Raw genomic sequence first — 22853 nt, forward strand, 5'->3', positions numbered from 1 at the left:
CGTTGTGAACATGAGCGATAACACTGTTTCCCCGGCTGCTGAAACACCGGCCGCCAAAACTCCTCGCCGCTGGCCGGCGCTGCTGGTCGGCCTGGCCCTGATCGCCGGCGTTGCGGGCGGGTTGGGGTGGTTCATGCACAAACCCAAGGCGCCGCCGGCGGAGCTGGCCAGTGACAAACTGGGCATGAGCCGGCCGGACGGTTTGCTCGAAACCCACTCCTTGAGTCAATTGCCCAAGGACCTGCTGGCAGTGCCGTTCCTCAAGGAAACCCTGACCGAAGACTTCGTCTTCTATTACGAAGCGCACGTCGATCGCCTCGGCTTGATCGGCAGTCTGCGGCGGATCATCTACGAACATGACCTGAAATTGCAGGACAGCCTGATCGAGCAACTTTTCGATCAACCGGCCGACGTGGCGCTGTGGCGCGGAGCGGATGGCCGGCTCAAGGATTTCCTGTTGGTGATGGACCGCGGTGGTCTGGCGAAGGTGCTGGAGCCGCTGGCCAAAGTGGCGCTGGACGATTCGCAGTTGACCCACCTCAGTGATGTGAAAGTCGGTGCCGACGACGTGCCGCTGTATCAACTCACCTACAACAACAGCAAAGCGCTGGTGTTCGCCTCCCATGGCGACAAACTGGTGGTGCTGTCCAATCCCGCCAAACTCTACGACCCGAGCAGCGGCCCGAGCGATGAGCGCGGCAGTGTCTCGACCACAGCCATCGCCGCGTTGCTCAACGGTGACAAACTGTTCCCGGAAGCCTTCGGCCTGCCACCGCGCACACCGGAAGTGAAGCAACGCCTGTCGGTCAATTCCAGCGTGTTGGCCATGGGTTACCAGCGCTTCATCCCGAATTTCGCCGGGCTGCGTTTCGACATGGACGACAAGGGCTGGCACAGCTTCCTCGCCATGGATGAACTGGACGATCAGCCGGACTTCGATTTCAAACCGATCTGGCAAGCCATGCCGATGGGCGCCAGTGCCTGCGTAGCCTTGCCCCTCGCTGCCGAACAACAGAAACCGTTGCTGGTAAAACTCGGCGCCGAAGAGCCAGTGGCCCAGGCGTTGACTGAACACATGGCCGGCGCGGCGGGCCTGTGCTGGTACGCCGATTCGCGTCTGTACACGCCGTTGCTGGTGGCCAGCCTGAACGACAAGGACAGCGCCAAACTCGACGGTGACCTCGGCAGTTTGTTCGGCTCGATGGTCGGCGCCTATGAGCCCAATGTCGAAGAACACGCGTTCCCGGTGATCGAGAAACAGGACGGCCCGACTCACCAGTGGCAGCGTCAGGTCAGCTCCAACTTCGGCCCCTATAAAGCCAAGGAGGCTGAAGATCCAGACGCGATCTCCGGCAAGGCCTTCATGAAAGTCAGCCTGGCGCGTCACGGTTCGACGCTGCTGTTTTCCCTCGACGACAAGCTCGTGGACAAGGCCCTCGGCACCCTCGACAAGCGCTTCCCGCCGATGGCCGACGTGGTGCCGAAAGACCTGCTGATGCCGGTCTATTTCGGCCCGGATGCGATGGCGCAGCTGATGCAACAGGAAACCCTCGACAGCCTGCCGCAGGACATGGAACCGGTGTTTTACAACGCCGCGCAAACCTACCTGATCCCGAAACTGCGCAAGCTCGGCGGTTACGGCAAATACGCCCTGACCTTGCCCGAAGGCAGCGAGCCCGACGGCCATTGGCAATGGCTGCCGCTGGAATGGAAAGCCCTGTGACCGCACTCATCCGCGGCCTTGGCCTGCTGGCGCTGTTGCTGGGCAGTCGCGCCTTTGCCACTGAGGCAGCTCCGCTGGATCCGCAGCAATCCCAGGTGTTCCGCGCCTGGTTCGTGCGCATCGCCCAGGAACAACTGACCCAAGGCCCGAGCCCGCGCTGGTATCAGCAGGACTGCGCCGGACTGGTGCGGTTCGCCGCCAACGAAGCGCTGAAAGTCCATGACGATAAATGGCTGCGCAGCAACGGCCTGTCCAATCGCTACCTGCCGCCGGAATTGCCATTGAGCGAGGCGCAACGCGGTCTCGCCCAGCAGTGGCAACAGGGCGGCGGCAAGGTCGGGCCGTACGTCAACGCGATCAAACTGATTCAGTTCAACAGCCATCTGGTGAGTCGGGACGTGGCGCAAGCCCGGCCCGGCGACCTGATGTTTTTCGATCAGGGCGACGACCAGCACCTGATGATCTGGATGGGCCGCTACATCGCCTATCACACCGGCACCACCACCCCCACTGACAACGGCATGCGATCCGCGAGCCTGCAGCAACTCATGACATGGAAGGACACCCGATGGATACCCGACGCAGCCAACCCCAACTTCATCGGCGTCTATCGACTGAATTTTCTCTCCCAATGATCGGTGCCCGCATGGTGCGTTTTCTGCCTCTGCTGTTGGTTTTGCTGCTGCCGTTTTCGGCGGTCAACGCCGAAGACACCGTCGAGCCGAGCGGCTATACGCCGGTGGCCGGTGAAAGCTTTTTCCTGCTGGCCGACAGCAGTTTCGCCAGCGACGAACAGGCGATGGTGCGCCTCGAAGCGCCGGGCCGTGACTATCGCCGCTTCCGCATGGAGCCTTATGGCGGCGCCGACATTCGCGTGTACCGCATCGACAAGCCGCTGGATTTCCTCAAGCGCCAGAAGAACCTGCACCGCGTGGTCAGCGATGGTCAATTCAAGGGCGAAGGCCTGTCGAACACCCTCGCGTACCTGTGGGATAACTGGTACCGCAAATCCCGTCGCGTGATGCAACGGGCGTTTTCCTACGAGTCGCGTCAACAAGTCACTGAGGAAGTGCCGGAACTGAAGATGGGCACCGCCATCGCCGCGCCAACGCCTTATGACGCACAGCCGCAATTCGCCCTGATCCCGGGCCTGCCGGTGGTCAGTCAATTCCGCTATCCGCTGTGGCAAGCCAAACCGATCCAGCCGCCTGAGGGTGTGAACCTGGCCGGTTCTTCCAGCGAATTCGTCAGCGTCGCGCCGGGTAACGTCTACATTCCGTTGGGTAACCTGAAACCGGGTCTGTATCTGGTGGAAGCGTTGATCGGCAAGTACCGCGCGACCACCATGGTCTTCGTTTCGAACACCGTGGCCGTGAGCAAAATCGCCGGTGATGACCTGGTGGTCTGGGCGGCGCGCAAACACGAAGGCAGTTCGGTGCCGAAAGTGAATGTGCTGTGGACCGATGGCCTCGGCGTGATGAGCAGCGGCGCCACCGATAACGATGGTTTGTTGCGTCTGAAACACGTCAGCCCCGAGCGTTCGTTCGTGATCGGCGAGGACGAAGAGGGCGGGGTGTTTGTCTCCGAGAACTTCTATTACGACAGCGAAATCTACGACACCAAACTCTACGCCTTCACCGACCGGCCGCTGTACCGGCCGGGCGATTGGGTGTCGCTGAAAATCGTCGGGCGCGAGTTCAAGAATGCCCGGGACTCCGTCGCACCGACTGCGGCCGACGTCAACGTGACCGTGCTCGATGCCACCGGCACGGCGCTGCAATCGCTGGCGCTGAAACTGGATTCCAAGGCCGGCACCCAAGGCCGATTCCAGTTGCCGGATAACGCGGTAGCAGGTGGTTATGAGTTGCGTTTCAGCTACAAGGATCAGGCCTACAGCAGCGCCTTCCGCGTGGCTGAGTACATCAAGCCGCACTTCGAAATTTCGCTGAACCTGGCCAAGCAGGATTACCGCACCGGTGAACCGGTTAAAGGTAGTCTGGTGCTGCTGTACCCGGACGGCAAACCGGTGGCCAATGCCAAGTTGAGCCTGAGCCTGCGCGCCCAGCAACTGTCGATGGTAGACAACGAACTGCAATACCTCGGGCAATTCCCGGTCGAGCTGACCAGCACCGAACTGACCACCGACGCCAAGGGCAACGCGACCCTCGACCTGCCAGCCGCCGAGAAACCGAGTCGCTACATGCTGACGGTGTTTGCCAGCGATGGCGCGGCGTATCGGGTCAAGACCACCAAGGAAATCCTCATCGACCGTGGCGCGGCGAGTTTCAGCCTGAGTGCGCCGCAGCGGTTCAGTGCGGTGGGCGACAAGGTTGCGTTCAGCTACATCAATGAAGGCGCCAACGAACAGAGCAAAACCGTGACACCAAGCAGCTACAGCTGGGTGCGTCTGGAAGATCAGACCGCTGGCGACGGCAAACTGGCTGCCAAAGACAAAGGCTTCACTGTGGCCTTCGAGCGTCCCGGCACCTACAACCTGGCATTGAAAGATGACCATGGCCGCGTCATTGGTGCGACCGGTCATTCGGTCACCGGCGAAGGCGTCAAAGCCGTGCCGGGCACCGTGGAAATCGTCCTCGATAAACCCGAGTACAAGGCCGGTGATGAAGCACTGGCGCTGATCACTTTTCCGGAGCCGATCAGCGATGCACTGCTGTCGCTTGAGCGCGACAAGGTCGAGGCCACCGCGCTGCTGTCCAAGGGCGGCGACTGGCTGAAGATGGAAAAACTCAGCGACACCCAATACCGCGCGCGCATCCCGGTGAAAGACAATTTCGCCCCGAATCTGACCTTTTCCGTGCTGTACACCAAGGGCGGCCAATACAGCTTCCAGAACGCCGGGATCAAGGTCGTTGCGCCGCAAATCGACGTGGCCATTGCCACCGATAAAGAGGCGTATCAACCCGGTGATACGGTGTCGGTCGACTTGACCACGCAGTTCGCCGGCAAGCCGATTCCGGCGCACCTGACCGTCAGCGTCGTTGACGAAATGGTCTACGCGCTGCAACCGGAAGTCGCGCCGAGCATCGACCAGTTCTTCTACCACCCGCGCCGCAACAACGTGCGCACCAGCGCCAGCCTGTCGTTCATCAGCTACGACGTGGCACTGCCGGGCAGCCCCGGCGCGCCGGGCAAAGCCAACCGCAGCGAACGCGGGGTGAAAGTGCTGGAGCGGCCGCGTCGTGAAGACGTCGATACCGCCGCGTGGCAGCCGGAACTGGAGACTGATGCCAACGGCAAAACCCGCTTCACCTTCAAGATGCCGGACTCGCTGACCCGCTGGCGCATCACTGCGCGGGCCATCGCCGATGACGGGCAGGTCGGGCAGAAGAAGCAGTTCGTGCGTTCGGAGAAACCGCTGTACCTGAAGTGGAGCGGGCCAACGAAATTCCGCACCGGTGACAAACTAGTGCTCGGGGTATTCGCCTTCAGCCAGGCCGAGAAACCGGTCAAGGCTGAGCTGGTGATTCATTTCGGCGGCGCCGATCAGCGTGTTCCAGTGACTCTCAACAACGGCATCAACTACATCGCGTTGCCAGAGTTCTCGTTGGCCAGTGGCGAGTGGACCGCCGAACTGGTGCAGGACGGCAAAACCGCTGACGCGCTGGCCGTGCGCCTGACCGCCACCGGTGAAGGATGGCAGGTGACGCAGAGCCAAAGTCTGGACGTGGCCAGCGGCGATACACCGCTGAGCTTGCCGGCCGATGCGACGGATATTCGCCTGCGTCTGGATGACAGTCCGCAAGCGCTGTTCCGTTCGGCGCTGGATGATCTGCTGAGCTATCCGTACGGCGGCGTCGAGCAAACCGCCAGCCGTTTGCTGCCGCTGAGCATTGCCTATCCGACCTTGGCGTCTAACCCGCAAATCCGCGACCGCTTGCGCCTGATCATGCAAAATAGCCGCCTGCGTCTGGTGCAAATGGCCGGGCCTTCCGCGAGCTTCACCTGGTGGGGCATGGACGGCGAGCCGGATGCCTTCCTCACCGCTTACGCCTACTACGCCGACTGGAACGCCAGCAAGGTGCTGGATCTGAGCCTGCCGCCGGAGCATTGGCAGCGGGTGCTGGAGGTGTATTCGAAACAGGCGCAAAACACCCCGCTGTTGCAGCGCGCGCTGATCCTGTCGTTCGCCAAACAGATGCAATTGCCGGTGAATACCTTGCTCAGCGGGTTGATGGATGACCTGGCGAAAGCAGGCGAGGGTAATGCCGCAAACCTGATGGAGGATGGCGAAGACAGCATCGTCATGAGCGATCCGGATTCGGCGCTCGGCCTGTCCGCTGCCCGCGTGTTGACGGCCTCACTGGCGCGTCAGTCCAAAGTGACGCTGCCGGAGGCGTTCAATCGCCAACTGGCGGATGCGCAACAGCGTTTGGCGGTCAGCTCGCAGCCGTTTGCCGAAGCGCTGAACCTGTCGCTGCAACCCTTCGATCAGGCCCACGCGCAAGCGTTGTTGCAACGCTTGCTGCCACAGCAATCGACGCTGGAACGCGCCTTGGCGCTGACCTGGTTGCAACGAAGTATCGAACAGGCTTCGCCGACCATCGCACTGGCACCGGGTGAAGGCTGGAGGAAACAGTACGGCGATACCGGTGAGATGTACTGGACGTGGCAGGGTTCTCCGTCGGTGCCAGCGGTGTTGTCGCTGGCTGGTACGCAGGAGCGGCCATTGCGCGCCGCGTTGAGCTTCCAGACTCGACAACCTGCGGTTGATCCGATGGCCGTGACCATCACACGTCGCTTGTCTCGATTGGTGCCGGGTGACGAAGCCTTCACCTTCAAACTCGAAGCGGTCGGCACCCAGCCGTTGTCCAGCGACAGTCTGTATCTGGACGAAGTAATCATCACCAGCAAAGCCGCGAAACCGCTGCGCTACGGCATGCTCGAAGTGCCGCTGCCGCCGGGCGCCGATGTCGAACGCACGACGTGGGGCATCAAGTTGATGGGCAAGGCCGGCACCGAACCGACCGCGCTGGAGAAGGCGCGTTTTGAGCCGGGTCAGATGGCTTACGCGATTCCGGTGGACGCCTTGAGCGGTGAGTTGCGCTTGCGTCATTTGGTGCGCTTCTCGCAGAAAGGTCAGTTCAATCTGCCGCCGGTACGTTTCACGCAGGTTTATGCGCCGCAACATCAAGCGCAGGAACAGAAACCGGCCCTCGGTCAGGTTACGGTCAACTGACATGACCCGGCGTCTGGTCTGGTTGCTGCTGTGTTTGACTCCTGCGCTGGCGACAGCGCAGGACGAACCGCTGCGGCTGGGCTTCAAGGGTGAACTGATTTCGTTGAACCGGACTCAAGTGATTTCACGCGAGCCGTTGCCTGCTGATGTGCAGGCGCCGTTGGGCAGTTTGTGGAAGTTGTTTGTGTACGGTTGGCTGGTGGATACCGGCGCCCGAGAACCTGCGTATGAATGTCGCGGGCAGTCGAAGGAAGAGGTTTATTGCTGCACGGCTGGCGGCAAGATCGAGCGTGATCAGGCATTGGTAAAATCGTGCGGTTTGTATTTTGAGCCGGCACGTTTGGGCATCACTGACGCTGACTGGCGCACGTATTGGAAGGCGCGCCAGGCGCCGGAGTGGTTGCTGGATTTGCCGTCGTTAAAACCCTCTACGCGAGTGTCCGTCGCTGAATTGCTCAAGGTGTTGGCGATGATGCCGGCGCAGGATCAGGCACGGCGGGTGTTGCTCGATGTGGTGCTCAATGCCGCCGATGGCAACGTGGTGGGCGAACTCGGTGGCCGGTTGCGGGTGAAAACCTGGAGCTGGTTGGGGGATCAGGATCCGTCGTCACGTCAGGGCGGTTTTGCCGGTTGGACGGCGGATGGCACGCCGATCTGGGCCGGTGGGCGCGGGACCAGTCAGATGGTGCTGCGTCATTATGGTGAGGCGTTAGCTTCGGTGTTACCGAATGATTGGCCCGCGGACACGGGGCGCTGTGTCGAAGTCAGTTTGTTTTCTCGTTATCCGATCGAGCGGGTTCTGGCGGGGGACCGTGTAGTTTCTTCCGGGCCATTGCAGGGCGACTACCGCGTCGAATTCAGCAACGGCAACCAACTCGATATCCACAGCGACGGCGAACTGTTCTTGCTCAAGGATCAGCTCGTCGCCCGTCTGGATCGCGAAGAATACGTCGCCCGCGTCCTCCAGCGCGAAGCCAAACCCGAACCCGCCGAAGCAGCCAAAGCCCTGGCCATCGCCATCCGCACCTACCTGCTGCAAAACGCCACGCGTCACGGTGATTGCCTGAGCATCGACGACAGTAGCAGCCGCCAACGCGTCGCCCCACGCCCGGCCACGCTCGAATCACGCAACATCGCCGCCTGGACCAGCGACCTCGTACTGGCCGGAAGCACCGTCACCTATCACTCCGACCAACCCGGCCCGGACAAACTCTCCTGGCAACAAGCCGTCGAACAAGCCAACGCCGGCCAACGTTACGACGCCATCCTGCTGCACGCCTACCCGCGCGCCAGCCTCAGCCGCTGGGACAACCCCGTCGCCTCCTGCGAAGCACTGCCCGCCGCGCAAGACTGGCTGCAAACCCAGCGCCGCGGCTGGCGTGCGCGGCTGGAAAGCGAGGTCGGCTACAACGAAGTCAGCACCTTCGCCGTTTGCCGCCTGGCCTTCGGCCGCCCCTACGTCGACCGCGAACGCCAGCGCATCTACGTGCGCGGCGTGCTGTCGCTGCAAGACCGCCTCGACCTGACCCACGAATACCTGCACCTGGCCTTCGAAGCACACCCCAACGGCCAGGATGAAACCTACATCGAAGGGCTCGCCCGCCACCTCTTGCTGGAATAGGCCATGAAACTCCGTTATCCACAGGTCTTCCTGTTCCTTTGTACTTTTTGCGCGATGCCGACGATTTTCGCCGCAGACGCCGCCGTCAAACTTGACACCCCCGTCGGCGGTTGGCGCACGGGCGCGGTTGAAGGCGAAGGCGAAAATTTCCGCCAGACCGTCAACTATCCTGCTTCGTCGGTGAACACCCCGGTGGGCCAGGCCAACACCGCGCGCATCAGCGGTCAGATCAAATCCACGCCCAAATCGACGGAGCCTGGTCGATTGATCGTCAACGGCGTGAGCATGCCGCTGAAGATCGATCCCGCCGGGCGTTTTGATCGCCCGTTCTCATTTCCCAATGGCAGCAACAGCGTTGAAGTGCGCAGCCCTGATGGACAGCAACGGCATCGCACACAGTTTCTCAATGCCAGTGGTGGTGCCACGCCGGCCAAGTTGCGGGTGTTGTTGTCGTGGGACAGTGACGGCACCGACCTGGACTTGCATTTGATTACGCCGGACGGGGCGCATATTTGGTACGGCGATCGGGTTGCGCCCAATGGTGCGGCGCTGGATGTTGATGTGACGACCGGGTATGGGCCGGAGATCTTTGCCATGCCGGCGCCGATCAAGGGGCAGTATTTGGTGTATGTGAATTATTTTGGTGGTGGATATAGCAGCGATGAGGAAGGGCAGGAGGATGCGGTTCAGCCGCTGACGACGGCGCAGGTGACGGTGATTACCGAGGAGGGGACGCCGAGCGAGAAGATGGAGACGTTTTTGGTGCCGATGCGGGCGGTGGGGGAGTTGACGTTGGTTAAGTCGTTTAGTTATCCGTGAGGGGGAATTGTGCAAGTAGTTCTTGCACAATTGAATTGGGCAGCAGCTTGCTGCCCAATTTCGGAGTGTTCAAGCGTCGTCTAATTTGGCGGCTGAAAAGTCGAGATGATCCAGGCAGACCTTTACTCGCTGAGGTGCTAAAAGCCGCTCCTAACTGTCCAACGGTTGTTGGACAATCATCGTCGGTAGTGATGTTTTCAGGCAGCCATTTCAGGTTTAAAACTACTGGATGTCAGGCGTTTGAGTGCAATGTTGAGCGCCGAGTCGTCAAACAGCCTGCTCTTGCGAGCGGCAGCACCAGCTCCGCCGTCCCAGTGCTTCAACGCTTCGCGTAAGGCAGGAACGGTCGGGGATACTTTCTCCTGACTCAGCAACCAATCGACCGTCGCCAGCAATTCCATTCCGAAGGGCGACTCAAAGCCGTCGATTAACTCAGCAGTGCGCTCCAAGGCTTGGGAATACTCCTTGGCCTCTGTCTTGAGATAGGTTTGCAGAAAGGCTTTGCGCTCTTGGTCAAACCAGATCACATCGCTGATACCTGCATCACTGATGCGTTTGTCGCAATGCAAATAGCTGCCATCGAGGTTATTGAGCAGATGCTCCAACCGATTGGCATACGGCCCATATTTATGAGCAACAAACTTAAGATTCAGTGGGTTTTCAGTGTCCGGTAGCTTCTCAATAGCACGCTCCAGGAACCAGGCCAGTTTCTGAATCTCAAGCAGGCTGCATTCCATACCCAGGACCCAATAGCGTCGAACCAGTTCGGCAATGAGTGCACGAGCAGGCGTGAGCTTTTCCACGCCACTACGTTTGGCGACATTCAGATACTGGTTGGAAGGCTCGAATACCAACACATCGACATCCAGATCACTCAGGACATCAACAATCTGTTCTCGAACCTCTGGCCATTTCAAACCACCGTTACCCGCACCTAGCGGTGGAACTGCCACGGACTTCACGTCGTTTTCAATCAGGAAGCGACGCAGGTCGTGTAAACCTTCGGTTATCCATGCCATCTGCGACGGCGATCGCCAGTGGCGTTTGGTGGGGAAGTTTACGATCCAGCGAGGACCGTCGAGCTCGTTGACTGCAGTTACGTGGATCTTGCCTGTCTCTACCTCGCCAGCCTTGCAAGCCACCGAATAAAGACGGTAGTTCTCCGCGAAGCGCTCTTTGAACATCAGGGCGATACCTTTGCCCATCACTCCTACGGTATTCACCGTGTTGACGAGGGCTTCGGTTTTGGCTTCCAGAAGGTTGCCTTGGGTAAATCTGATCATTGGAAATACCATCCCGGACGCGCATGAACGGACAACGTCAGGCCTCTGGCGGCGACGTCTTTTTCTATGCGTTCTTTCATCGCATCGTTGTAGCACATGATGCCAAGGAGTCCTGTAATCGGTAGGTGATGGTGAATCAACGCTTCGGCCTGATAACGCTCCATCTTTCGAGGGTCATCAGGGTCACGCTTGAAGTCGCGTCGCTGAAGGATAGACCAATCGATCTCGCCGAGATTCGCCAGATCACTGTAATAGTCTGTCCAATCCGGGTAGGCATGTGCGTTTGTGAAGACGAACGGTAGGCCAAGCTGTTCGACGCGGTACAGACTGGAAACCAGAATCACGATCTCGTCGTTGCTGCGCTGCTGAACACTCCACCCGGAATGAATGTTTTTCATCATCACAGAGAAGGGTGTGAAATAGAAGGGTACGTAATCGGCCAAAAATCCCTCTGGCGCGATGGGCACATGGCGGGATCGGCGCTTGTCGATCAAATCGACGTTGCCGATATTCATGTACTGGGGGGCCAGCACGTTCGAGTTCGCGCAATGCAGCCCATTGTCCAGAATCCACGGCAGGTTATCGCGATGGACGATCCGCCAAATCAGAGCCTTCTCTGGATTCAGACTGCTGTAGTTCATTTATAAGAACATTCCGGAATTCACGGTGATGGGAGTCTTGAGTTTGGCCTCGCGCATTTTAGCCTCACATATCAGCCTGACTTCATCGTTTGGTACATAAATTCTGGAAAAGTTTGCGGGAGATACCACCTGAGGTGACAGGCATTCAGCCATGCAAACATTTTTGCACTCGGTGTTCTGATAGTCCCGAGTATTCATTAGCTCCCAATTGATAGCTTGGAAGCCAGCGTTGTAGTCGAGTAACTGAATCGCGTCATCAGCGAGTGGATGATGCGGGATGATCTTCCAGCCATGATCCTTGGCAAATGATCTGAAAACAGAGATCAGTACGAATTTTGATTTGGGGCGATCGAGTTGCACACGCCCATCAAACGGATTGGCACCAAACCAATGAAAGGGAACATATTGGTCAAGATTAAGCGCTTTGCGCTTTTTGAGAATTTCACTGTCAGCTACGTCAGTGAAATTAGCGAGACTGGCCCGAGGCTTAAGGCCCTCTGCAAAAATCCCATCTAGATTCTCAACGGAGGTTAAGTGGTAGACAAAAAATTGATCCTTGATGCTTTTGACGTCTGACATTGCGGTCTCCTTGACCTACGCATTTATCTAAACGGACTTCAGTCCTAGCCGTTCCCCAGCCCTCATTCCGTGGGGTTTAGTAAGGCATGCGTCGTGATTCTAGTGTGCCATCATCTTAAGCCACAAGTGTTATATGGGCATTGGCCTGTTTGCCAAAAAAGCCCACAACTCACTCCTCATCAAAATAATCACGATCCAACGCCGGCAACCGCAACAGTCGCGATGTAACACCCACTTCATGATCCATCATCAGATGCACCAGCCGCGTACCGTCCACCAGCACGATGCCTTCCACCGATTTAGCGAAATCGATCGCGTGTGCGGTGAAACCAGAGGTAGTGATGAAAACCCCGCGTTTGGCTTTTTGCCCGGCAAGTGCTCCGTAGAAAGCCTGCAACTCAGGGCGCCCCACCGTGTTCTGCCAGCGCTTGGCTTGAACGTAAACCTTCTCCAATCCCAGCTTGTCGAGCGAGATGATGCCATCGATGCCGGCATCCCCAGACCCACCGACACGCTGCAGGTCATTGCGGCTAGCGCCGTATCCCAGGCGATGCAGCACATCCAGCACAATCACTTCGAAGCGGTTGGGGGTGACCTGTAACAAGTTATCCAACAGGTCAGCCGCCGTAGCGTCGCGCAATTCCTGGAGGGCTTGTTCAAGTCGATCATCCGGGCTGGCGGTGGCGGAGGTGGCGTCAGGTTCAACAGGTGTTTCGTCATCAAGTGGTGCGGCGTCGGGGGCGACCTTCAGCTTCACATTCATATAGCCAATGGCCAAATGTTCCACTTCATTGGCCGGCAGAGGGGCTGGATGTTCCTTGGCGTAGGCCACGCCCGTGTCAGTCAATTTCCAATACCCGCGTTTGGCACTGCTGGAAAGGCCTGCACGCTTGAGCCGATCATGTGCCCAGCCCGCTCTGTTCTTATAGGTCGTCTGCCCACTGGCGATCAGTTCTTCACGCTGCTCTAAAGTCAGTTGCAACGTTTTGGCTGCAGCTTCATAGGCATCCCGAGCGGGTGCTCCATCGGGTTTCGTGGCGAGAAACCGCAGGATGGGCTCGATGAACTGATCGTATGTTGGAACGGACATGGACGCTTCCCTGTGTTGGCTACGTTTTGTGCAGATCGACGGGCGAGTATAAATTAACGCTCTCTCAGATATCCCGCCGGGGAAGTCGCTGTTACAGATAAAACGTCAGCCACTGTGTATAGAAAGGCCTTTGTCCTACAGAACATCCCTGCGCAATAAATTCCGCCGTCTGGCATACGCAAGCTTTGTTCAGGCGCTATCATCCCCCACTTTTTAGCGCCTGCTCACAGGCGCGTGAGCTATGGAGCAACACACGGTTATCACCGGCGAACTCAAGAGCAAAATCGACGCTATCTGGAATGCCTTCTGGTCGGGTGGTATTTCCAACCCGATGGAGGTCATGGAACAGCTGACGTACCTGCTGTTCCTGCGTCGCCTGGATGAGTTGCACACCCTTGAAGAGAACAAAGCCAATCGCTTGAAGCAACCAATGGAGCGCCAGATTTTCCCGGAAGGCCTGGACCCGCGCGGCTGTAATTACAACGACTACCGCTGGTCGCGCTTCAAGCATTTGGCCCCGGCGACCATGTTTGAAGTGATTGCCGACCACGTGTTCCCGTTCCTGAAAACCATCGGCAGCGACGACTCCACCTATAGCCATCACATGCGCGATGCGCGCTTTACCATCCCCACGCCTGCATTGCTGGCCAAAGTGGTGGACTTGCTCGACGGCATCCCGATGGACGACCGTGACACCAAGGGCGACGTCTACGAATACATGCTCGGCAAAATCGCCAGCGAAAAGGCAGCAAGTCTGTGGCGATCTGCAAGCCGGCCGCTGATCTTCTTTGTGGTTACATTCGGAATGTCGAGCGGAAACCGTTGGTTCCAAGAATTGAAAACGTATGTGTTTGAGGGTGGTAGCCATCGGTTGTATCGCTCTCAGCCAGCTTTGCCTTGGGACTTTGCACCGAGTGAGTATTTGGAGCGTGCTGACGGGGAGTGAGCAGAGAACGGCGTAGTTCCGAGATCGGTTGCGCTGCGTGACGTTCCAGAAAACCTAACGATGGCTTTCTTCCAGGCATTAAAAAGCCGGCTTGTGGCCGGCTTCTCGGGGACTGGCTTGGTTCATTTTTGGTAAACCGCGCCAGCCTTCAAAACGTACACCCGGATCTTGCGTCCGGCTGTGGGACTCGGCGAGAAAATCATCTGCCTTGTCGGTGCGATCTGAGCCGCGGGGCGGGTCGATGCGCAAATGTGGGGCGCAGCATACTGATTTTTTGGGGAAATTCCCAGCTTGGTGTGTGGTGTAGAGCGATTGGTGCATTGAGTTCAGCAACACGTCCGGGTTTGTAGGGTGAATGTTCTGCCGCCATCGCGAGCAAGCTCCCACATTTGATCGCATTCCAATGTGGGAGCGACGGGGCGTTCTCACAGGAAGGGGACTGATGGCCGCCGTTTGTTAAGCGTCGACCACCAAAACACCCACCCCAGCACCCTGATGTTCTGCTTATCAATCTGCTCTGCGCTAAAAATCTCATCCGGGTGCTCGGTTTTGTTGTAGCTGCGTAACCGCAGGGCATTCCCAGGCATCCGGTGCAGGTATTTGATGCGTAGCATCCCGTCATGGTCGATCGCGTAAATCTCCCCATCAATCACCTTCGTCAGCCCACGGTCGATGGCGAGTGTCGAGCCGTCCTCAATCCTCGCCCCCATGCTATTACCGAGCATGTGAATGCCGATCGCATCGGCATGGTTGATTTCCAGGGAGTCGAGGTGGCTTTTGGGCAGGCGGATAAATTGGCCGGTGTCTTCCACGATGTGGGTTTTGTAAGACCCCGGGGCGATGGGGGTTTCTTTGTAGAGGGGCAGTTCTACGTCGGTCGGCTCGATGACCGTGTAGATGCCACGAATCGCCTGGGCGTCGAAGGTGTTGCCGGACTCGTCGAGCAGGCGCAGGTGTTTGGCGTCTTCCGGGCCTTCGCCGGTTTTGAGCCAGTGGCTGTTCACCGAGAGTAATCTGGAGACCTCTTCCATGCGGTAAGCGGGCACACCGCGGGTGTACCAGTTGTGGATGTTTTGAGCTTCCGTGTCGAAAAAAGCGGCAAATCCTGTCGTCGTGATCTTGGCTTTTTCGAGCAATGCTTTGAACCGTGGGCCGCTAGTGTTCTTTTTCATAAACACGAGTCTACGGGCGCAGGGCGGGGCTTTGAATAAACGAACCGTTCAAATTTCGAGGGAAATTTACGACCGGATGTAAGACGTATTTGGAACAAATTAAACAGAGAAAAACCGCAGCGGCGAAAAGATAAACACGCTGTTTAAAGCCCTTTATGAACGCCCACAAAAAACCCCGGATCAACCGGGGTTTTTTTCAAGTCGTCAGTGGCACAAGGCCAATGGCGTCTTAGCCTTTGTAGGCAGCAACCGACTTGGTGATCGCTTCGCGGGCGGCATCGGCGCCGGCCCAGCCTTCGATTTTCACCCATTTGCCTTTTTCGAGATCTTTGTAGTTCGCGAAGAAGTGCTCGATCTGCTGGATCAGCAGTGGCGGCAGGTCGGTGTATTCCTTCACGTCGACGTACAGCTGGGACAGCTTGTCGTGTGGGACTGCGATGACTTTGGCATCGCCGCCGCCGTCGTCGGTCATGTTCAGGATGCCGACTGGACGAGCGCGGATGACCGAACCTGGAGCAACCGGGTAAGGGGTTACAACCAGCACGTCGAGGGGATCACCGTCGTCAGCCAGGGTGTTCGGAATGTAACCGTAGTTGGCCGGGTAGAACATCGGGGTGGCCATGAAACGGTCAACGAACAGGCAATCGCTGTCTTTGTCGATTTCGTATTTGATCGGCGCGTGGTTGGCCGGGATCTCGATCGCGACGTAGATGTCGTTCGGCAGGTCTTTGCCAGCCGGAATCTTGCTGTAGCTCATTGGGCGGTGCCCCCGTTAGTTGACCAAAAACACTTGGCCGGATTGACCAAAAAGTGGCGGCGATTATAGGCATATTCCGCCGATGACGCCATGTACCAGAAGTCGTGTAGACCTTAGTCGCGTGCCTGATAGACCGGGTCTTCGGCCAGAAGTTGCCGCAACCGGGCCAGCGGGTCCTGTCGGTAAAACAACTTCAGCTGCTCATACACCTTGGGATAAGCCTCGTGCAGCAAATCCGGGGCGCTGAAGAAGTATTCGCTGGTGACGGCGAAAAACTCGGCAGGGTTTTCTGCGGCATAGGGATCGATCGCGGTTTCGGCGTCCGGATTGCGCTCCAGTTGCCGGTCGAGGTCGTCGTAGGCCTCTTGCATCACCTTGGCCCAATCGCTGACCCTCATGTCCGGGTGCAACGGCGGCAGGCCGTTGGCGACGCCATTGAGCATGTCGAGTTTGTGCGCGAGTTCGTGGATGACCAGGTTGTAGCCTTCCCAGCCACCACTGGCCATCACGCCCGGCCAGGCGAGGATGATCGGGCCTTGCTGCCACGCCTCGCCACTGTGTTCGCCGTCCCACTCATGCTCGACGCCGCTGGCATCGCGGTGGCGCTGGGGGCTGAGGAAGTCGTCGGGGTAGAGGATGATTTCGTGGAAACCCTGGTACCAGTTCAAATCGCCCAGGTTCAACAGCGGCAATTGCGCTTGCGCGGCCAGCAGCAGGCGCTGCTCCTGATGCAGTTCAACGCCGGGCAGGGCGGTCAGGTGTTTGTCTTCGAGGAACAGCACGCTGGCTTCGCGCAACCACTGGTCTTCGGTGGCGCTGATGCCATCGAGGAAGCTCAGGTGATGGCGCACCCGATGCCACATGTCGTCGGCAATCGGGTGCTTGGCCAGGGTGCGCTGGCGACGCCAGGCACTAAGCGACCACATCGCTGTTCAGCGCGATTGGGCTTTGGACGCGGCGTTGCCGAGGCGGCTGCGGACCATGCCAATGATCATCGGCACCAGCGACAGCAGGATGATGCCTACCACCAGCAACGACAGGTTTGTCTTGATGAACGGTACGTTGCCGAAGAAGTAACCGAGGGTCACCAGGCCGCCGACCCAAAGAATCGTGCCGATCACGCTGAAGAAGAAGAACCGCGGGTAAGGCATCTTGCCGACACCGGCGACGAACGGTGCAAAGGTGCGGATGATCGGCAGGAAACGCGCAAGGGTCACGGTTTTGCCGCCGTGCTTGTCGTAGAAATCGTGGGTTTGTTGCAGGTAGTCGCGGCGGAAGATCTTCGAATTCGGGTTACTGAACAGTTTTTCGCCGGCCGTTCGACCAATCAGGTAGTTGGTGCTGTCGCCGAGAATCGCCGCAAGCATCAGCAGGCCGCCCAGCAATACCGGATCCATGCCGCCACCGGCCGCAACGGCACCGGCAATGAACAACAGGGAATCGCCCGGCAGGAATGGCATCACCACCAGACCGGTTTCACAGAAAATCACCAGAAACAGGATGGCGTAAATCCAGGTCCCATAGTTGGTCACCAGCATGTCGAGGTAAACGTCGAGATGCAGAACAATGTCGATCGGGTTGAAATCCATGGGGCACCTGTGGTGACGGCCCGACTCAGCAGGCCTGTGCGGATGACTTCGCATAAGACTACACGCAGGTGTAGTTTTTCTTACAAGTCGGAAAGATCGGGATTATACGGACTGAAAAGTGAAAAGAGCGTTCAGTTTGTAGCGAGGGATGTCGCAGTAGACAGATGGTCCAGGCAGGGCTTTTGTAGGAGTGAGCCTGCTCGCGATAGCCTCGCCTCGGTGATTCAGTCAAACCGAGGTGCGGCTATCGCGAGCAGGCTCGCTCCCACAGTAGATCGGTGGGGCTCAGAGCCCGTCGCTGATCGGCAACACGTAGTTCTTGAACTCGGTGTCTTCCTTGAATCCGATGGATTCATAGGTTTTGCGCGCGACTTCGTTGTTGCTGCTGGTGGAAACGCGCATGCGCACGGCATTGGTTTCCTTGGCCATTTTCTTCGCGGTACGGATCAGGTTGTCAGCCACCAGTTGGCGGCGGGCGTCTTCGGCGACATAAATGTCGTTGAGGATCCATACTCGTTTCAGCGAAAGGGACGAAAAGCTCGGGTACAACTGACAGAAACCCATCAGTTTGTTGCTGTCGTCATCGGACAGCGCCAGATAGATCACCGATTCCTTGCGGCGCAGGCGTTTTTCGAGGAACGCTCGGGACGAGTCCGGGTACGGCAGGGATCCATAAAATTCACGATATTTCACGAACATGGGCGCCAATAGGTCCAGGTGTTCGAGGGTCGCTTGAATAATCCGCATGGTAGGTCTCGTCTTCAAGTGGCTGTCTTTACTGCATTGACGGCGATGGGAAACCCGTGGCGGCCGTTCGTCGATCCTGCCTGAAACCTATTCGCAAACGCAATGCGGAAACGGTTCAGGCATCTGTTTGACCCAGCAGGAAGTTTCGTTTCATGTCCGTACCGGCGTCCGATTCCAGTGTCTGGAGCTGCGCCTCGTCCTTGAGATTGACCCCCGACAGCTGTCTACGACAGGCCTCTCGCATCAAATACAACAAGCGGTGTGCGGCCATGCCGTAACTCAGGCCTTCGAGCCGAACGTTGGAGATGCAATTGCGATAAGCATCCGTCAGGCCAATCTTTGGATTGTAGGTGAAATATAAACCCAGACTATCAGGGGAGCTGAGCCCGGGGCGTTCACCGATCAGGATGACCGTCATCTTCGCCCCCATCAGTTCACCGATCTCGTCGGCCACAGCGACGCGGCCCTGTTCCACCAGCACCACGGGTGCCACGGACCAGCCTTCGGCCTGCACCTGTTCATCCAGGCGTGCGAGAAACGGCAAGGTATGGCGATGCACCGCCAGTGCCGACAGCCCGTCGGCCACCACAATCACCAGATCGACACCGCCGGGGTTGGCCGTCGCGTACTCGCGAAGCGTCTGCGCCGACTCATCGCTGAGCTTTCGCCCCAGATCAGGGCGCTGCAAATAGCTGTCCCGGTTCGTGGCGGCGCTGTGCAGCAACAGACTGTCGCGCCCGATCCCGGTCAGTTGCGAACTGAGCCCCGCCGAATCGAACGGCAAATGCACCGCATCCCGTGCCTGCGCATGGGCGTACTGGAAATCCAGTTGGGCGCTGGTCGGCATGCTGGTGCCCGTGCGCCCCAAGGCAATCCGCGCGGGTGTCAGGCGGCGCAATTCCAGCAACGGGTTCTGTGGATCAACGGGTGGTTTTTCCATGAAAGCACTCATCCCAATTGCGCCATTGCCTGGCGGAAGGCCGGGGGCAGGCTGTCGCCGAAGTGAATTTTGCCGTCCGCCTGGGTAAAGATGCCCATTTTCGTCAGCCACTGCTCGAATTCCGGCGCGGGTTTAAGGCCCAGAGTCTGACGGGCGTAGAGGGCGTCGTGGAACGAGGTGGTCTGGTAGTTGAGCATGATGTCGTCGGAACCGGGGATGCCCATGATGAAGTTGATCCCGGCCACGCCCAGTAAAGTCAGCAGCGTGTCCATGTCGTCCTGGTCGGCTTCAGCGTGGTTGGTGTAACAGATGTCGCAGCCCATCGGCACGCCCAGCAACTTGCCGCAGAAGTGGTCTTCGAGGCCGGCGCGAATGATCTGTTTGCCGTTGTAGAGGTATTCCGGGCCGATGAAGCCGACTACCGTGTTGACCAAGAACGGCTTGAAGTGGCGCGCCACGGCATAGGCGCGGGTTTCGCAGGTCTGTTGATCGATGCCGTGGTGGGCGTTGGCGGACAGCGCACTGCCTTGGCCGGTTTCGAAATACATCAGGTTCTGGCCCAGCGTGCCGCGATTCAGGCTCAAACCGGCGTCATAACCTTCCTTCAACACATTCAGGTTGATGCCGAAACTGGCGTTGGCCGCCTCGGTGCCGGCGATCGACTGGAACACCAGGTCCAGCGGCACCCCCCGATTGATCGCTTCGATCGATGTGGTGACGTGGGTCAGCACGCAGGCCTGGGTCGGGATTTCGTAGCGCTGGATGATCGCATCGAGCATTTCCAGCATGGCGCAGATCGAGGCGATGCTGTCGGTGGCCGGGTTGATGCCAATCATCGCATCGCCGTTTCCGTACAACAGGCCGTCGAGGATGCTTGCCGCGATACCCGCGGGCTCGTCGGTGGGGTGATTGGGTTGCAGGCGGGTGGATAAACGCCCGCGCAAGCCCATGGTGCCGCGAAATTTCGTCACCACGCGGATTTTCTGCGCCACCAGCACCAGGTCCTGGACGCGCATGATCTTCGATACGGCGGCGACCATTTCCGGCGTCAGGCCGGGGGCGAGCGCGCGCAGGCTCTGTTCATCGGCGGCATCGCTGAGCAGCCAGTCGCGAAAACCGCCGACGGTGAGGTGGCTGACCGCGGCGAAGGCGTGTGCGTCGTGAGTGTCGATGATCAGTCGGGTGACTTCATCGGCCTCATAAGGAATCAGTACTTCCTGCAGGAAGTGGGTCAGCGGGATGTCGGCCAGGGCCATTTGCGCGGCCACACGCTCGCCATCGTTGAGCGCGGCGACGCCCGCCAGGAAATCCCCGGAGCGCGCCGGACTGGCCTTGGCCATGACGTCCTTGAGGCTCTCGAAGCGGTAGGTCTGAGCGCCGACGGAGTGGGCAAATGCGGCCATGGGGCGATTTCTCCTGTTTTGTACAAGTCTCAATAACACTGACATTCCAGTGTGGGAGCGAGCAGGCTCGCTCCCACAGGGGGGCTGCATGCACTTCAATAACGCAGGCGCCGGTCTGCAAGCCCGGCGCCGGTGCAACTTAAATACCTTCGAGCATCGCATCGGCCGGCGCGTCGGCGCGCTGCTTGGCGGTCAGCTGGAAATACAGGTAACCGGCGGCCATGAAACCGAGGAACACACAGCCGATCAGCGTGTTGAACCAGGCCATGGCCACCAGGCACACCACCGCCAGGAACAGCGCGATCCCCGGAACAATCGGGTAGCCCGGTGCGCGGAAGGTTCGTTCCAGGTTCGGTTCGGTTTTACGCAGTTTGAACAGGCTCAGCATACTGATGATGTACATCACGATGGCACCGAATACCGACATGGTGATCATTGCCGCCGTCAAGGTCATGCCTTGCAGGTTGACCAGGCCGTCGCTGTAAATCGCCGCGATACCGATCACGCCGCCGGCCAGAATGGCGCGGTGCGGGGTCTGGAAGCGCGAGAGTTTGGCCAGGCCGCTGGGCAGGTAACCGGCCCGCGCGAGGGCGAAGAACTGGCGCGAGTAGCCGAGGATGATCCCGTGAAAGCTCGCCACCAGGCCGAACAGTCCGATCCAGACCAGCATGTGCATCCAGCTCGAATTGTTGCCGACCACGGCTTTCATCGCTTGGGGCAGCGGGTCATTGATGTTCGACAGTTGGCGCCAGTCGCCGACGCCGCCGGCCATCACCATCACGCCGATGGCCAGGAACACCAGGGTCAGAATGCCGCTGACGTAAGCCTTGGGAATCGTGCGTTTCGGGTCCTTGGCTTCTTCAGCAGCCATCGCCGCGCCTTCGATCGCCAGAAAAAACCAGATCGCGAAGGGAATGGCGGCAAAGATGCCGGGAATGGAGGCGATGGTGAATTCGTTGGAACCCGACCAGCCATTAAGCACGAAGTTACTGAAGCTGAACCCCGGCGCCACGACGCCCATGAACACCAGCAACTCGGCGACCGCCAGCACCGTGACCACCAGTTCGAAGGTGGCCGCGATGCTGACGCCGAGGATATTCAGGCCCATGAACACGAAATACGCGCCAACCGCCGCGATCTTGGGATCAAGTTCCGGGTATTGCACGTTGAGGTAGGCGCCAATCGCCATCGCAATGGCCGGGGGCGCAAACACGAATTCGATCAGGGTGGCGATGCCGGCGATCAATCCACCTTTCTCACCAAACGCCCGCCGGCTGTAGGCAAACGGCCCTCCAGCGTGGGGAATCGCGGTTGTCAGTTCGGTGAAGCTGAAGATGAAGCACGTGTACATCGTCGCCACCATCAGGGCGGTGACGAGAAAGCCCAGCGTGCCGGCGGTGCCCCAGCCGTAACTCCAGCCGAAGTACTCGCCGGAAATCACCAGGCCGACGGCAATACCCCATAGGTGCAGGGTGCCGAGTGTGGGTTTGAGCTGTGTAGAAGAAGTCATAAGTCCTCGCTGTCTTTTTTATTTTTTGATGTTTTGGACTTGCGGTACGACGTTTCAGGTGTGAAGCGGGCACGCAAAGCCCGTGCCAGAGCGGCCAGGGCGATGTTTTGGAGTGCCTTCGATGACGCCTTCGCGAGCAGGCTCGCTCCCACAAGGGGAGCGGTGCAAATGTGGGAGCGAGCCTGCTCGCGAAGGCGATAGAAAGGGCGATGCAGAACTCCCTGCATCGCCCCCGATTTTTAGAAGAAGCCCAACGGATTGATGTCGTAGCTCACCAGCAGGTTTTTGGTCTGCTGATAGTGATCAAGCATCATCTTGTGGGTTTCACGGCCGACGCCGGACTTTTTGTAACCACCGAACGCGGCGTGCGCCGGGTACAGGTGGTAGCAGTTGGTCCAGACACGACCGGCCTTGATGGCGCGGCCCATGCGATAGGCGCGGTTGATGTCGCGGGTCCACAGGCCGGCACCGAGGCCGAACTCGGTGTCGTTGGCGATGGCCAGGGCTTCGGCTTCGTCCTTGAAGGTGGTGATGCTCACCACCGGGCCAAAGATTTCTTCCTGGAACACGCGCATTTTATTGGTGCCCTTGAGCAGGGTCGGCTGGATGTAATACCCGGTCGCCAGGTTGCCCTCGAGTTTTTCTATCTTGCCGCCAGTCAGCAGCTCGGCGCCTTCGCCTTTGGCGATTTCCAGGTACGAAAGAATTTTGTCGAATTGCTGCTCGGACGCCTGGGCGCCGACCATGGTGTCGGTGTCCAGCGGGTCGCCACGTTTGATCGACAGGACTTTTTTCATCACGACTTTCATGAAGTCGTCGTAGATCGACTCTTGCAC

General features: G+C 58.8%; 19 protein-coding genes. 6 read left to right on the forward strand and 13 right to left on the reverse strand.

All coding sequences use genetic code 11. The features are described from left to right. The first annotated feature begins 10 nt into the window (after nucleotides 1–10). Genes ACWKV5_RS25950 through ACWKV5_RS25970 form a run of 5 tightly spaced genes read left to right on the forward strand, consistent with a single transcriptional unit; the run spans nucleotide 11 to nucleotide 9360 of the window. Complete coding sequence (locus ACWKV5_RS25950; protein ID WP_483843555.1) at nucleotides 11–1723, forward strand: DUF2138 domain-containing protein; 1713 nt, start codon at nucleotides 11–13, stop codon at nucleotides 1721–1723. Next, on the forward strand, nucleotides 1708–2358 hold the full coding sequence (locus tag ACWKV5_RS25955) for a DUF1175 domain-containing protein (protein ID WP_483843556.1): 651 nt from the start codon (nucleotides 1708–1710) through the stop codon (nucleotides 2356–2358). Before ACWKV5_RS25950 ends, ACWKV5_RS25955 begins: the two co-directional genes overlap by 16 nt. Continuing rightward, nucleotides 2355–6920: an alpha-2-macroglobulin family protein gene (locus ACWKV5_RS25960; RefSeq protein ID WP_483843557.1), complete on the forward strand. Its 4566-nt coding sequence runs from the start codon at nucleotides 2355–2357 to the stop codon at nucleotides 6918–6920. Before ACWKV5_RS25955 ends, ACWKV5_RS25960 begins: the two co-directional genes overlap by 4 nt. A gap of 1 nt (nucleotide 6921) precedes the next feature. Next, nucleotides 6922–8541 carry a DUF2300 domain-containing protein gene (locus tag ACWKV5_RS25965; RefSeq protein ID WP_483843558.1) on the forward strand — a complete coding sequence of 540 codons (1620 nt, stop codon included), beginning with the start codon at nucleotides 6922–6924 and terminating at the stop codon, nucleotides 8539–8541. A 3-nt stretch (nucleotides 8542–8544) separates the two neighbouring features. Next, nucleotides 8545–9360, forward strand: a complete 816-nt coding sequence (locus ACWKV5_RS25970) for a YfaP family protein (protein WP_483843559.1) — start codon at nucleotides 8545–8547, stop codon at nucleotides 9358–9360. A 197-nt stretch (nucleotides 9361–9557) separates the two neighbouring features. Here ACWKV5_RS25970 and darG read toward each other — a convergent pair whose 3' ends face one another. From darG to ACWKV5_RS25990, 4 genes are all read right to left on the reverse strand, one after another. Continuing rightward, nucleotides 9558–10643 (reverse strand): type II toxin-antitoxin system antitoxin DNA ADP-ribosyl glycohydrolase DarG, encoded by a 1086-nt coding sequence (gene darG / locus ACWKV5_RS25975; RefSeq protein WP_483843560.1) that lies wholly within the window; start codon nucleotides 10641–10643, stop codon nucleotides 9558–9560. Then, on the reverse strand, nucleotides 10640–11284 hold the full coding sequence (gene darT, locus ACWKV5_RS25980; protein ID WP_483843561.1) for a type II toxin-antitoxin system toxin DNA ADP-ribosyl transferase DarT: 645 nt from the start codon (nucleotides 11282–11284) through the stop codon (nucleotides 10640–10642). Before darT ends, darG begins: the two co-directional genes overlap by 4 nt. Next, nucleotides 11285–11863 (reverse strand): DarT ssDNA thymidine ADP-ribosyltransferase family protein, encoded by a 579-nt coding sequence (locus tag ACWKV5_RS25985; RefSeq protein ID WP_483843562.1) that lies wholly within the window; start codon nucleotides 11861–11863, stop codon nucleotides 11285–11287. A 169-nt stretch (nucleotides 11864–12032) separates the two neighbouring features. Beyond that, the gene (locus tag ACWKV5_RS25990) at nucleotides 12033–12953 is read right to left on the reverse strand and encodes a restriction endonuclease (RefSeq protein ID WP_483843563.1); all 921 of its coding nucleotides are present in this window, start codon (nucleotides 12951–12953) and stop codon (nucleotides 12033–12035) included. Between the two features lie 241 nt (nucleotides 12954–13194). Between ACWKV5_RS25990 and ACWKV5_RS25995 the strand changes: the two genes are divergently transcribed. After that, nucleotides 13195–13899: a type I restriction-modification system subunit M N-terminal domain-containing protein gene (locus ACWKV5_RS25995; RefSeq protein WP_483843564.1), complete on the forward strand. Its 705-nt coding sequence runs from the start codon at nucleotides 13195–13197 to the stop codon at nucleotides 13897–13899. Between the two features lie 425 nt (nucleotides 13900–14324). On the opposite strand, the gene ACWKV5_RS26000 is transcribed toward ACWKV5_RS25995, so the two are convergent. The 9 genes from ACWKV5_RS26000 to ACWKV5_RS26040 form a co-directional block, all read right to left on the reverse strand. Next, nucleotides 14325–15071, reverse strand: coding sequence for a S24 family peptidase (locus ACWKV5_RS26000; protein ID WP_483843572.1), 747 nt, complete (start codon nucleotides 15069–15071; stop codon nucleotides 14325–14327). A gap of 229 nt (nucleotides 15072–15300) precedes the next feature. Beyond that, nucleotides 15301–15828: an inorganic diphosphatase gene (ppa, locus tag ACWKV5_RS26005; protein WP_003205933.1), complete on the reverse strand. Its 528-nt coding sequence runs from the start codon at nucleotides 15826–15828 to the stop codon at nucleotides 15301–15303. A gap of 113 nt (nucleotides 15829–15941) precedes the next feature. Then, nucleotides 15942–16754, reverse strand: coding sequence for a M90 family metallopeptidase (locus tag ACWKV5_RS26010; RefSeq protein WP_483843565.1), 813 nt, complete (start codon nucleotides 16752–16754; stop codon nucleotides 15942–15944). Nucleotides 16755–16760: 6 nt separating this feature from the next. Continuing rightward, nucleotides 16761–17417: a DedA family protein gene (locus ACWKV5_RS26015; RefSeq protein WP_483843566.1), complete on the reverse strand. Its 657-nt coding sequence runs from the start codon at nucleotides 17415–17417 to the stop codon at nucleotides 16761–16763. Between the two features lie 285 nt (nucleotides 17418–17702). Further along, the gene (locus ACWKV5_RS26020) at nucleotides 17703–18164 is read right to left on the reverse strand and encodes a GNAT family N-acetyltransferase (protein WP_483843567.1); all 462 of its coding nucleotides are present in this window, start codon (nucleotides 18162–18164) and stop codon (nucleotides 17703–17705) included. A gap of 115 nt (nucleotides 18165–18279) precedes the next feature. After that, on the reverse strand, nucleotides 18280–19104 hold the full coding sequence (gene eutC, locus ACWKV5_RS26025) for an ethanolamine ammonia-lyase subunit EutC (protein ID WP_483843568.1): 825 nt from the start codon (nucleotides 19102–19104) through the stop codon (nucleotides 18280–18282). Nucleotides 19105–19112: 8 nt separating this feature from the next. Continuing rightward, nucleotides 19113–20507 (reverse strand): ethanolamine ammonia-lyase subunit EutB, encoded by a 1395-nt coding sequence (gene eutB, locus ACWKV5_RS26030; RefSeq protein ID WP_483843569.1) that lies wholly within the window; start codon nucleotides 20505–20507, stop codon nucleotides 19113–19115. A gap of 139 nt (nucleotides 20508–20646) precedes the next feature. Next, nucleotides 20647–22017: an ethanolamine permease gene (gene eat, locus ACWKV5_RS26035; protein ID WP_027924316.1), complete on the reverse strand. Its 1371-nt coding sequence runs from the start codon at nucleotides 22015–22017 to the stop codon at nucleotides 20647–20649. A 239-nt stretch (nucleotides 22018–22256) separates the two neighbouring features. After that, on the reverse strand, nucleotides 22257–22853 hold a 597-nt coding region (locus tag ACWKV5_RS26040), incomplete at its 5' end, for an aldehyde dehydrogenase family protein (protein ID WP_483843570.1).

This window comes from Pseudomonas oplopanacis, assembly GCF_057128725.1.

Coding starts and splice junctions, on each gene's coding strand:
- ACWKV5_RS25950 (WP_483843555.1), top strand. CDS start 11: ATGAGCGATAACACTGTTTCCCCGGCTGCTGAAACACCGGCCGCCAAA.
- ACWKV5_RS25955 (WP_483843556.1), top strand. CDS start 1,708: ATGGAAAGCCCTGTGACCGCACTCATCCGCGGCCTTGGCCTGCTGGCG.
- ACWKV5_RS25960 (WP_483843557.1), top strand. CDS start 2,355: ATGATCGGTGCCCGCATGGTGCGTTTTCTGCCTCTGCTGTTGGTTTTG.
- ACWKV5_RS25965 (WP_483843558.1), top strand. CDS start 6,922: ATGACCCGGCGTCTGGTCTGGTTGCTGCTGTGTTTGACTCCTGCGCTG.
- ACWKV5_RS25970 (WP_483843559.1), top strand. CDS start 8,545: ATGAAACTCCGTTATCCACAGGTCTTCCTGTTCCTTTGTACTTTTTGC.
- darG (WP_483843560.1), bottom strand. CDS start 10,643: ATGATCAGATTTACCCAAGGCAACCTTCTGGAAGCCAAAACCGAAGCC.
- darT (WP_483843561.1), bottom strand. CDS start 11,284: ATGAACTACAGCAGTCTGAATCCAGAGAAGGCTCTGATTTGGCGGATC.
- ACWKV5_RS25985 (WP_483843562.1), bottom strand. CDS start 11,863: ATGTCAGACGTCAAAAGCATCAAGGATCAATTTTTTGTCTACCACTTA.
- ACWKV5_RS25990 (WP_483843563.1), bottom strand. CDS start 12,953: ATGTCCGTTCCAACATACGATCAGTTCATCGAGCCCATCCTGCGGTTT.
- ACWKV5_RS25995 (WP_483843564.1), top strand. CDS start 13,195: ATGGAGCAACACACGGTTATCACCGGCGAACTCAAGAGCAAAATCGAC.
- ACWKV5_RS26000 (WP_483843572.1), bottom strand. CDS start 15,071: ATGAAAAAGAACACTAGCGGCCCACGGTTCAAAGCATTGCTCGAAAAA.
- ppa (WP_003205933.1), bottom strand. CDS start 15,828: ATGAGCTACAGCAAGATTCCGGCTGGCAAAGACCTGCCGAACGACATC.
- ACWKV5_RS26010 (WP_483843565.1), bottom strand. CDS start 16,754: ATGTGGTCGCTTAGTGCCTGGCGTCGCCAGCGCACCCTGGCCAAGCAC.
- ACWKV5_RS26015 (WP_483843566.1), bottom strand. CDS start 17,417: ATGGATTTCAACCCGATCGACATTGTTCTGCATCTCGACGTTTACCTC.
- ACWKV5_RS26020 (WP_483843567.1), bottom strand. CDS start 18,164: ATGCGGATTATTCAAGCGACCCTCGAACACCTGGACCTATTGGCGCCC.
- eutC (WP_483843568.1), bottom strand. CDS start 19,104: ATGGAAAAACCACCCGTTGATCCACAGAACCCGTTGCTGGAATTGCGC.
- eutB (WP_483843569.1), bottom strand. CDS start 20,507: ATGGCCGCATTTGCCCACTCCGTCGGCGCTCAGACCTACCGCTTCGAG.
- eat (WP_027924316.1), bottom strand. CDS start 22,017: ATGACTTCTTCTACACAGCTCAAACCCACACTCGGCACCCTGCACCTA.